10 protein-coding genes and 1 pseudogene are annotated in these 10,590 nt (G+C 58.4%); 8 read left to right on the top strand and 3 right to left on the bottom strand.

Going from position 1 to position 10,590, the window contains the following annotated elements; all coding sequences use genetic code 11:
- Positions 1-144: 144 nt before the first annotated feature.
- A complete protein-coding gene (gene tyrS, locus ACRC4F_RS05830; RefSeq protein ID WP_438658487.1) occupies positions 145-1,344 on the bottom strand; it encodes a tyrosine--tRNA ligase in 1,200 nt (399 codons plus the stop codon).
- A gap of 212 nt (positions 1,345-1,556) precedes the next feature.
- On the opposite strand from tyrS, the gene ACRC4F_RS05825 reads away from it, so the two are divergent.
- Positions 1,557-2,993, top strand: a complete 1,437-nt coding sequence (locus ACRC4F_RS05825) for a peptidoglycan DD-metalloendopeptidase family protein (protein ID WP_438658486.1) — start codon at positions 1,557-1,559, stop codon at positions 2,991-2,993.
- A 3-nt stretch (positions 2,994-2,996) separates the two neighbouring features.
- Positions 2,997-4,088: an anhydro-N-acetylmuramic acid kinase gene (locus ACRC4F_RS05820; RefSeq protein ID WP_438658485.1), complete on the top strand. Its 1,092-nt coding sequence runs from the start codon at positions 2,997-2,999 to the stop codon at positions 4,086-4,088.
- Between the two features lie 78 nt (positions 4,089-4,166).
- On the opposite strand, the gene erpA is transcribed toward ACRC4F_RS05820, so the two are convergent.
- Entirely contained in the window at positions 4,167-4,517 is a 351-nt protein-coding gene (gene erpA / locus ACRC4F_RS05815) for an iron-sulfur cluster insertion protein ErpA (RefSeq protein ID WP_007947969.1), read from the bottom strand.
- A gap of 167 nt (positions 4,518-4,684) precedes the next feature.
- Positions 4,685-5,719 carry an N-acetyl-gamma-glutamyl-phosphate reductase gene (gene argC / locus ACRC4F_RS05810; RefSeq protein WP_109635271.1) on the bottom strand — a complete coding sequence of 345 codons (1,035 nt, stop codon included), beginning with the start codon at positions 5,717-5,719 and terminating at the stop codon, positions 4,685-4,687.
- Positions 5,720-5,854: 135 nt separating this feature from the next.
- Here argC and hemJ point away from each other — a divergent pair, with 135 nt between their 5' ends.
- From hemJ to coq7, 6 genes and pseudogenes are all read left to right on the top strand, one after another.
- Positions 5,855-6,283, top strand: coding sequence for a protoporphyrinogen oxidase HemJ (gene hemJ, locus ACRC4F_RS05805; RefSeq protein WP_219096887.1), 429 nt, complete (start codon positions 5,855-5,857; stop codon positions 6,281-6,283).
- A gap of 33 nt (positions 6,284-6,316) precedes the next feature.
- On the top strand, positions 6,317-7,285 hold the full coding sequence (locus tag ACRC4F_RS05800) for an NAD(P)H-dependent flavin oxidoreductase (RefSeq protein WP_438658484.1): 969 nt from the start codon (positions 6,317-6,319) through the stop codon (positions 7,283-7,285).
- Positions 7,286-7,377: 92 nt separating this feature from the next.
- Positions 7,378-8,354 (top strand): annotated as a pseudogene (locus ACRC4F_RS05795) (DUF805 domain-containing protein).
- A gap of 62 nt (positions 8,355-8,416) precedes the next feature.
- On the top strand, positions 8,417-9,205 hold the full coding sequence (locus tag ACRC4F_RS05790) for an SDR family NAD(P)-dependent oxidoreductase (protein WP_438658483.1): 789 nt from the start codon (positions 8,417-8,419) through the stop codon (positions 9,203-9,205).
- An 81-nt stretch (positions 9,206-9,286) separates the two neighbouring features.
- Positions 9,287-9,625, top strand: a complete 339-nt coding sequence (locus ACRC4F_RS05785; protein WP_438658482.1) for a histidine triad nucleotide-binding protein — start codon at positions 9,287-9,289, stop codon at positions 9,623-9,625.
- Positions 9,626-9,859: 234 nt separating this feature from the next.
- Complete coding sequence (coq7, locus tag ACRC4F_RS05780; protein ID WP_438658481.1) at positions 9,860-10,507, top strand: 2-polyprenyl-3-methyl-6-methoxy-1,4-benzoquinone monooxygenase; 648 nt, start codon at positions 9,860-9,862, stop codon at positions 10,505-10,507.
- The last annotated feature ends 83 nt before the right edge of the window (positions 10,508-10,590 follow it).

Here is a 10,590-nt window from a genome sequence, read left to right as displayed (position 1 = left end):
CTTCTGGGCTTCGATGACCTGAAGCAACTCGCTGTCGAAAACTGCGTAACTCTTTGTTTACCAAGGAGTTTTCCGTTTCGACTGCGCCGGAAGTGGGGCGAATTATAGACTTCCAGAATCTGCCGTCAACCCTTAATTTCAGCTTTATTCAGATTTGAGCGTAATACGCGCAAATGCCTTCTTTCCAGCCTGGCAAACATGGGTCGCACCCAGTACGTATATAAAGGTGCGATCGACAACCTCACCATCTATACGCACACCGCCGGAATTCAGCAGATCACGCGCCACCGCCGAGTTCTTCACCAAGCCTGCCTTATTAAGGACAGCAGCAATCGGCATGTCTTCAGCAGCAGTCAGTTCGATCTCTGGCAGATCGTCCGGCAGCTCGCCATCCTTCATACGGTTGCCCGCCGCACGATGAGCATTGGCCGCAGCCTCTTCACCATGGAAACGCGCAACGATTTCTTCAGCCAGCTTGATCTTGATATCACGCGGATTGGCACCCGCCTCGACATCGGCACGGAATGCATTGATCTCATCCATGGAGCGGAAACTGAGCAATTCGAAGTAGCGCCACATCAACGCATCCGGAATAGAGACCAGCTTGCCGTACATGACACCCGGTGCTTCCTGGATACCGACGTAGTTGCCCAAGGACTTGGACATCTTCTTCACGCCATCCAGGCCTTCGAGCAACGGCATGGTCAGAATGCATTGAGCCTCTTGACCATAACTACGCTGCAGCTCACGCCCCATCAGCAGGTTGAACTTCTGATCGGTACCGCCCAACTCGACATCCGCGCGCAAAGCAACCGAGTCATACCCTTGAACCAACGGATAGAGGAACTCATGAATAGCGATTGGCTGGTTGGTGGTGTAGCGCTTGTCGAAGTCGTCGCGCTCAAGCATGCGCGCCACGGTGTATTGCGAAGTCAGACGAATGAAGTCCGCCGGCCCCATCTGATCCATCCAGGTGGAGTTGAACGCTACTTCCGTCTTGGCTGGATCAAGAATCTTGAAGACTTGAGTCTTGTAGGTCTCGGCATTCTCGAGAACCTGCTCGCGGGTGAGCGGAGGACGCGTCGCGCTCTTGCCACTCGGATCGCCAATCATCCCGGTGAAGTCACCTATAAGGAAGATCACCTGGTGACCCAGCTCCTGGAACTGGCGCAGCTTATTAATAAGCACGGTATGACCCAGGTGCAAATCCGGCGCAGTCGGATCGAAGCCTGCCTTAATACGCAGCGGCTGGCCGCGCTTGAGCTTTTCGATCAGCTCGGACTCGACCAACAATTCTTCCGCACCACGTTTAATCAGCGCTAGCTGCTCTTCAACCGACTTCATAACAGACCCGCAAGGCTCGAATTCAAAGGGAACCAACCATACAAGATCACGCGTCAAATACAAAGTTTGGCCGGCGCAATGACGCCAATCCGCTGGCAGAGTGACCACGGACTTGCTTCAGAGATGATTTGGTTATATTTTATACAGTTATTTCATCTTCATCATGTCATTCATCTTTTCCAATTCATCTTTTTCAAAGTCAAAAATTACCTATGACCAAAGAATCGTCTAAAGCGCCACCGCTTTACCCGAAGACCCACCTGCTCGCAGCAAGTGGTATCGCTGCTCTTCTGAGCCTGGCGCTTCTGGTATTCCCTTCCAGTGATGTTGAAGCCAAAAAGACGACCCTGAGTCTTGAACTGGAAAGCCCTGCTGAACAACTGACACAAGATCAAGACGCTGCTGAAGCCGTTCAAGCCACAAATGAGCCGGCAGCCTCCCCTTTCGCGCAGATCGAAAACAGCGCCGAAGAACCGCAGGAAACAGCCCAGGCCGCACCAGCGCCGGCTCCAGCACCGACGCCTGCCGCCGAAGAAAAGAAGGCGCCAGGCCACAGGGAAGTGATCGTCTCCAAAGGCGACACCCTTTCCACCCTGTTCGCGAAAGTCGGCCTTCCAGCCACTTCGGTGCACGAAGTGCTGGCCAGCGATAAGCAGGCCAAGCAGTTCAGCCAACTCAAACACGGCCAGAAACTCGAATTCGAACTGACCCCCGACGGCCAGCTGACCAACTTGCACAGCAAAGTGAGCGACCTCGAAAGCATCACCCTGACCAAGAGTGACAAGGGTTATACGTTCAACCGCATTACCGCCAAGCCTACCGTGCGTTCTGCCTACGCTCATGGCGTGATCAACAGCTCGCTGTCGCAGTCTGCCGCGCGTGCCGGCCTGTCTCACAGCCTGACCATGGACATGGCCAGTGTGTTTGGCTACGACGTCGACTTCGCCCAGGATATTCGCCAGGGTGACGAGTTTGATGTGATCTATGAGCAGAAAGTCGTCAACGGCAAGGCGGTCGGCAACGGTCCGATCCTTTCCGCACGCTTCACCAGCCGCGGCAAGACCTACACCGCCGTGCGCTATACCAACAAGCAAGGCAACAGCAGCTACTACACCGCTGATGGCAACAGCATGCGCAAGGCGTTTATCCGCACGCCGGTCGACTTCGCCCGCATCAGCTCGAAGTTCTCCATGGGCCGCAAACACCCGATCCTGAACAAGATTCGCGCCCACAAAGGTGTCGACTATGCAGCACCACGCGGCACTCCGATCAAAGCCGCCGGTGACGGCAAAGTGTTGCTGGCCGGTCGCCGTGGTGGTTACGGCAATACCGTGATCATCCAGCACGGCAATACTTACCGCACCCTGTACGGCCACATGCAAGGCTTCGCCAAAGGCGTGCAGACTGGCAGTAGCGTCAAGCAAGGCCAGGTGATCGGCTACATCGGTACTACCGGCCTGTCTACCGGCCCGCACTTGCACTACGAGTTCCAGGTCAATGGCGTGCATGTCGACCCACTGGGCCAGAAGGTTGCGATGGCCGACCCGATCTCCAAAGCTGAACGCTCACGCTTCCTTGCGCAGAGCCAACCGCTGATGGCGCGCATGGATCAAGAGAAAGCCACCATGCTCGCCTCGAGCAAGCGCTAAGCCATGACGCTCTATATAGGTGTGATGTCCGGGACCAGTCTTGATGGCCTGGACATCGCGCTGATCGAGCTGACCCCGGCGATCAACCTGATCGCCACGCACTACACCCCAATGCCTGTTTCCCTGCGCGCCGAGCTGCTTGGCTTGTGCGCCAGCGGCCCGGACGAGATAGCCCGCTCCGCAATCGCCCAGCAAAACTGGGTGAAACTGGCCGCTCAGGGCATTAACGCCCTCCTCCATCAGCACAACCTGAAACCCGAAGACATTCGCGCGATTGGCAGCCATGGCCAGACCATTCGCCATGAACCGGCACGCGGCTTCACGGTACAGATCGGCAACCCCGCCTTGCTCACAGAGTTGACCGGCATCACCGTGGTCAGCGATTTCCGCAGCCGTGACGTGGCCGCTGGCGGGCAAGGCGCACCGCTGGTTCCAGCTTTTCACGAAGCGTTGTTTGAAGAACGTGCCGGCAATCGTGCGGTATTGAACGTTGGCGGATTCAGCAACCTCAGCCTGATCGAACCCGGCAGGCCCGTCGCCGGCTTCGACTGCGGTCCCGGCAACGTCCTCCTGGATGCGTGGATTCATCAGCAACGCGGCGACAACTTTGATCGAGACGGTCAATGGGCGGCCAGCGGCAAGGTTGAACCGATACTGCTGAATGAATTGCTGAGCGACCCGTTTTTTGTGACCAAAGGCCCTAAGAGCACCGGCCGCGAAGTGTTCAACCTGCCATGGCTGACACAGCACCTCTCGAAGCTGCCGACCTTCGCCGCTGAAGACGTGCAAGCAACCCTGCTTGAGCTGACCGCGCTGACCATCGTCGAATCACTGCGGCATGCCCAATCGGACACTCAGGAGTTGCTGGTCTGTGGTGGCGGCGCGCACAACGCCACGCTGATGAAGCGCCTGGCCAGCCTGCTACCCAACGCGACAGTCAGCAGCACCGCCGCTTACGGCGTAGACCCTGACTGGGTCGAGGCCATGGCCTTCGCCTGGCTGGCTCATTGCTGCCTGGAAGGCATCGCCGCCAACCGCCCAAGCGTCACCGGCGCTCGCGGCCTGCGCGTACTCGGCGCCATCTACCCGGCCTGACTGTCCATCAAATCCCAGACAACAAAACGCCGCAAAGCCCTGAAGCCATGCGGCGCTTGATAATGCGGTGAAACGCGATCAGATCGAGAACGAAGAGCCACAGCCACACGTGGTGCTGGCGTTCGGGTTCTTGATCACGAAACGCGAACCTTCCAGACCTTCCTGATAATCCACTTCGGCACCGGCAAGGTACTGGAAGCTCATCGGGTCTACGACCAGACTCACACCTTCGCGCTCGACGATGGTGTCGTCATCGGCCACTTCTTCATCGAAGGTAAAGCCGTACTGAAAACCTGAACAACCGCCGCCCGTAACGAATACGCGTAGCTTCAAGCGATCATTCCCCTCTTCATCGACCAGGCTCTTCACCTTGTGCGCGGCACCGTGGGTGAATTGCAAAGCGGTGGGGGTGAAGGATTCGACGCTCATGCTGACTATCTCCCGGCGTTACGCCGCCATAATGCGTGATGACGCGCATTATCCGCTTCTCCTAGAAAATCGGTCAACTATTGTTACGGTATATCAATAAACCCGATTGCCGGTTCAAACGCAAAAAGGCCCGTCAGACGGGCCTTTTTGCTGAACGGGATAAAGCCTTACGGCAGCATGCCGGCGTGGGACAGGCCCAGACGTTCATCCAGACCGAACAGGATGTTCAGGTTCTGCACCGCCTGACCCGACGCGCCTTTGACCAGGTTATCGATCACCGACAACACCACCACCAGATCACCGTCCTGAGGACGATGCACGGCGATACGGCAAACATTGGCGCCACGCACGCTGCGGGTTTCCGGATGGCTGCCGGCCGGCATTACGTCAACGAACGGTTCATTGGCGTAGCGCTTTTCAAACAACGCTTGCAGGTCCACCGAGCGATCGACGACGGTCGCATAAAGCGTCGAATGAATGCCACGAATCATTGGCGTCAGGTGCGGAACGAACGTCAGACCGACGTCCTTGCCCGCTGCACGACGCAGACCCTGGCGGATTTCCGGCAAGTGACGGTGACCTTTGACGGAGTAGGCTTTCATGCTTTCCGACGTCTCGGAGTACAGCGAACCAACCGAAGCGCCACGGCCGGCACCGCTGACACCGGATTTGCAGTCAGCGATCAAACGCGTGGTATCGGCCAGCCCGGCTTCGAGCAATGGCAGGAAACCCAATTGCGTGGCGGTTGGATAGCAACCCGGCACGGCGATCAGGCGAGCGTCCTTGATCTGCTCGCGATTGACTTCCGGCAAACCGTAGACCGCTTCCTCCAGCAGCTCCGGCGCACCGTGCGGCTGGCCGTACCATTTGGCCCATTCAACGGAGTCTTGCAGACGGAAGTCCGCCGACAGGTCGATGACCTTGGTCCCAGCGGCCAGCAGTTCGCCGGCCAGCGCATGAGCAACACCGTGAGGCGTGGCGAAGAACACCACATCACAGGCGCCCAGTGTCTTGATGTCCGGAACGCTGAAGGCCAGGCCGTCATAATGGCCTCGCAGGTTCGGGTACATATCAGCCACGGCCAGACCGGCCTCGGATCGGGAAGTGATCACGACCACTTCAGCTTGCGGATGCTGTGCCAACAGACGCAGCAGTTCGACACCGGTGTAACCCGTGCCGCCGACGATACCGACCTTGACCATAAACCTGCCCTCAACGAACCCACTGGAAAGCCGTCGATAATAGGGGCCATGCGGCCCTGCGACAACCGCTTAGGTGACGTGCGGACAGTCAAGCCTCTACTATTCGGGCTACCGTGAACCTGGGAATAACCAAAAATGCTCTATCTGTGGCTCAAAGCGCTTCATATCGTCAGCATGGTCTGCTGGTTTGCCGGCCTGTTTTACCTGCCGCGCCTGTTCGTTTATCACGCTCAAAGTGAAGACACCGTCAGCAAGGAACGCTTCAGCCTCATGGAGCGCAAGCTGTACCGAGGCATCATGGGCCCGGCGATGATCGCCACGCTGATTTTCGGTATCGCGCTGATCTGGCTGAACCCAAGCATCTTCAGCCAAGGCGCGTGGATTCACGCCAAACTGACGCTAGTGGTGATTTTGATTGGCTACCACCACATGTGCGGCGCACAGGTGAAACGTTTTGCCCGTGGCGAAAACACCCGCAGCCATGTCTTTTATCGCTGGTTCAATGAAGTGCCGGTTCTGATATTGCTGGCAATCGTAATTCTGGTCGTCGTTCGGCCGTTCTAACTCCAATAGTCACAACTCACCGGGGTACTTCCAATGTCGCTGCCCGCTTTGCTCGAACAACGTTTGCGTCTGCCCGTGGTGGCAGCGCCGATGTTCCTGATTTCCAATCCGCAATTGGTGCTCGCCTGCTGCCGTAACGGCGTGGTCGGCAGCTTTCCCGCGCTGAACCAGCGTGAGAGCAGCGGCTTCAAGGCCTGGCTGGAAGAGATCGAAGCAGGACTGGCGACACTGGATAATCCGGCGCCTTACGCGGTCAATCTGATCGTCCACAACACCAACCCACGGCTGCAAGCAGACCTGGCGATCTGCATCGAGCACAAAGTGCCGATCGTAATCACCAGCCTCGGCGCCGTGAAAGAAGTCGTCGATGCGGTCCACAGTTATGGCGGCCTGGTGTTTCACGACGTGACGACCCGTCGCCATGCCGAGAAAGCCGCCGAGGCCGGTGTGGATGGCCTGATCGCCGTGGCGGCAGGCGCCGGTGGACACGCCGGGACCTGGAGCCCGTTCTCGCTGATTGCCGAAATTCGCCAGTTCTTCGACAAGACCCTGTTGCTGGCAGGCTGCCTTAACCATGGCCACGAGATACTTGCAGCGCAATTGCTGGGTGCGGATCTGGCCTACTTCGGTACGCGATTTATCGGCACCACGGAAAGTCATGCGCCTGACGCCTACAAAGAGATGTTGCTGACTGCCAGAGCTGCGGACATTGTCCATACTCCGGCGGTCTCGGGCGTACCCGCGAGTTTCATGCGCCAAAGCCTGGAAGCTGCCGGGTTCGACATGAAGGCGCTGCAAGGCAAGGGCGAGGTCGACTTCGGCTCCAAACTCAAGCCCATCAGCGATGAAGCCAAAGCCTGGAAAACGGTGTGGTCTGCGGGCCAGGGTGTCGGGGAAATCGATGATTTGCCGAGCGTCGATCAATTGGTCGCACGGCTGGACGCGGAATACCGCAAGGCCCTGGAACTGGCGGCCGCGTTGCCTGAACGCTGGCCACGCTGAGATGAAAGTTTGGCCAGCCCGCCCCGGCTGGCCTTACACTCCATCCTCGAAACACACCCTATTACAAATTCTCGCGACAAGGATGCCTCGCAATGAGCGACAACCGTTTCAAGATCGTGTTCGACGGCGCTCTGCTGCCAGGCGTTGATGCCACCACTGCTAAACAGAATCTGGCCGCGCTGTACAAAAGTGAGGTCGCGGCTGTCGAGCGACTGTTCACTGGCAAGACGGTTACGCTCAAACAAGACCTGTCGCAGGTCGATGCGCAAATCTACCTTCAGGCACTGAAGAAAACCGGCATCGATGCGCGCATCGAAAGCGAATCGTCCATCGAGCTGAACCTGGCTGACGCTCACGAGCACAGGCCTGTCAGCAGCCAACCGGTATTCGCCGAGTCCGCATCCCCTTACGCACCGCCCCGAGCCACTGTCGGCGAAAGCCTGCCTGCGTATGCGCCACTCAAGCCATTCAGTGTTGAAGGTCGCATCGGTCGTCTGCGTTATCTGGCCTGGACGATGGTCCTGACGCTGGTCACGCTGGCCGTCGGATCGGTATTGGCCATTTTCGCCTTCGCCATCATCAGCGCCGACTCGACCGCAGGCCTGATTCTCGGCGGCCTGGTGGCGTTCATCCTGTTCATTGTCATGGCGGTCGTCAGCGTTCAGATCAGCGTTCAGCGCCTGCACGACATCGGCTGGTCCGGCTGGCTCTGGTTGCTGAACCTTGTGCCGTTCGTGGGCAGCTTCTTCCCGTTCGTGATCATGATCGCCCCGGGCACCAACATCGCCAATCGCTACGGCGCGCCGCCTCCGCCCAACACTACCGCGGTCAAAGTGCTGTCTTCGCTGTGGGTCGTGTTGATTGCCATCGTCTTGGTTGGCGCGCTGGCCGGAGGCATTACCGCAATACAGGAAGAGTACGAAACGGCTGCCGAAACCAGCTACGACAGCAGTTCAGTGACCACCGAAGAAGTGGAAGTCGAGCCGGCGCAAGAGGCTGAGCAAGCACCCGACTCCGCAGACGAAGAAGCCGAATAACCGCGTCCACTGTAGACTCTGCGAAAGAATGAACAGCGCTCCCCGCCCGTGACACCCGCGTCGCCGGCGCGGAGCTGTTGCGATGGAGAACTGCATGACCCGTTACGCTCTGATCACTGGCGCTTCCAGTGGCATCGGCCTGGCGATGGCCGAAGCGCTGGCCCGCCGGGGCCGTAGCCTGATTCTGGTGGCCCGACAGCGTGATCAGCTGGAAAGTATTGCAATCGAACTGACCCAACGGTTTGGCGTGGAAGTCTTGTTCCGCGCCTGTGACCTCGGCGAGCCGTTACGGCTGTCCGGGTTTCTGCTGGAACTGGAAGAAGGTGACCGGCAAATCGATTTGCTGGTCAACTGCGCCGGCATCGGCACCTGCGGACCCTTTCTGGCCCAGGACTGGATGACCGAACAGGATCTGATCGAAGTGAACATCCTGGCCCTCACCCGCTTGTGCCACGCCATCGGCAACAGCATGGCCTTGCAGGGGGGCGGGCAGATCCTGAACGTCGCTTCAATGGCGGCGTTCCATCCAGGCCCGTGGATGAGCACGTATTACGCCAGCAAAGCTTATGTGCTGCACTTTTCCGAAGGGTTGCGCGTCGAGCTGAAGAAATGCGCAGTCAAGGTCTCGGTGCTCTGCCCCGGCCCGACACGCACCGGGTTCTTCCGCACTGCGCAGCTGGACACCGGCAAACTGGCCGACAGCAACCTGCTGATGAGCCCCGAAGAGGTTGCGCTGTATACCGTGCGGGCCCTGGAGAAAAATCGCGCCATCATTATTCCGGGTCGCGGGAACCGCTGGCGCGCCTTACTGCCGCGGCTCGGCTCTCGCTGGCTGATACGAACAATCGCTGGCATGGTCAACAAGGCCTACTGCCCGCGCTGATCAGACCTGAAGGTAAAAGGCTGGGCTCGGCGATAACCCATGAGTACACTCAGGCCAGCCCAATCAACGGAGAAAACAGCTGTGGATACTCTGTTCACCAAGATCATCAACCGGGAAATCCCGGCAAAGATCATCTACGAGGACGACCAGGTACTGGCCTTCCACGACATAAACCCACAGGCGCCGGTGCATTTTCTGGTCATCCCGAAAAAAGCGGTGCGCACCCTTAACGACCTCACTGAGGACGACAAGGCTCTGGCCGGGCATATTCTGTTCACCGCCCAGCGCCTGGCCCTGGAACTGGGCTGCGAAGAAGGTTTCCGTGTTGTCATGAACTGCAATGAGCTGGGTGGGCAGACTGTCTATCACATTCATATGCATGTGCTGGGTCAGCGCCAGATGCACTGGCCGCCGGGCTGATTGAGGCCGAGGGCTTTTGTGGCGAGGGAGCTTGCTCTCGTTGGGCTGCGTAGCAGCCCTGAAACCTGAGGACTCATTGTCTTTGATTGTGACTGCTTCGCAGTCCGACGGGAGCAAGCTCCCTCGCCACAGAAAGCCCTTCGCCACATGCCTCATTCTTGCAAATGACCCAGCGCAAACCTTCCCCGGCCGATTGGGTTAAACTGGCCGCCGAGATTCTTCCCGGAGGTCAGCATGACTACCCAGCGTCACTACTCGCCGATTGACCGTCTTCTGCTGCAAGCCGATGCCGCGATGCGTACGTTGCTGCCTTTCAGTGGCCAGCCGTACCGCCCGTCACCCGCCATCGTGCAACCGGATGCGCAAATGAGTGACGAAGACACCCGCCATGTCGCCGGTTTGATGCGCATCAACCATACCGGTGAAGTCTGCGCCCAGGCGCTGTATCAGGGTCAGGCCCTGACTGCCAGGCTGCCGCACGTGCGTGCTGCCATGGAACATGCTGCCGAGGAAGAAATCGATCACCTGGTCTGGTGCGAGCAACGCATCAAACAGCTGGGCAGCCACACCAGCATTCTCAACCCGCTGTTCTACGGCATGTCATTCGGGATTGGCGCCGTGGCCGGATTGATCAGCGACAAGGTCAGCCTGGGTTTCGTTGCCGCCACCGAGCATCAGGTGTGCAAACACTTGAACGAGCACCTTGAGCAATTGCCGGCGGAAGACGAGAAGTCCCGGGCGATTCTTGAACAGATGCGGGTTGATGAAGAGCACCATGCTGAAAGCGCGCTGGAGGCTGGAGGGTTTCGATTTCCGGCGCCGGTGAAGTTCGGGATGAGTTTGATGGCCAAAGTGATGACCAAGAGCACCTATCGGATCTGATAGATGCACTGTCCGGGAGGGCGCTATCGCGAGCAGGCTCGCTCCCACAGTGTCCGTGTTCAGGTAATAAAAAAGGCGACTGC

Origin of the sequence: Pseudomonas sp., from assembly GCF_051660785.1 — a bacterium.
In the GTDB taxonomy this organism is placed as follows: Bacteria; Pseudomonadota; Gammaproteobacteria; order Pseudomonadales; family Pseudomonadaceae; genus Aquipseudomonas.
The sequence above is the reverse complement of the archived record's forward strand: the minus strand, read 5'-3'. Positions and strand labels throughout refer to the sequence as shown.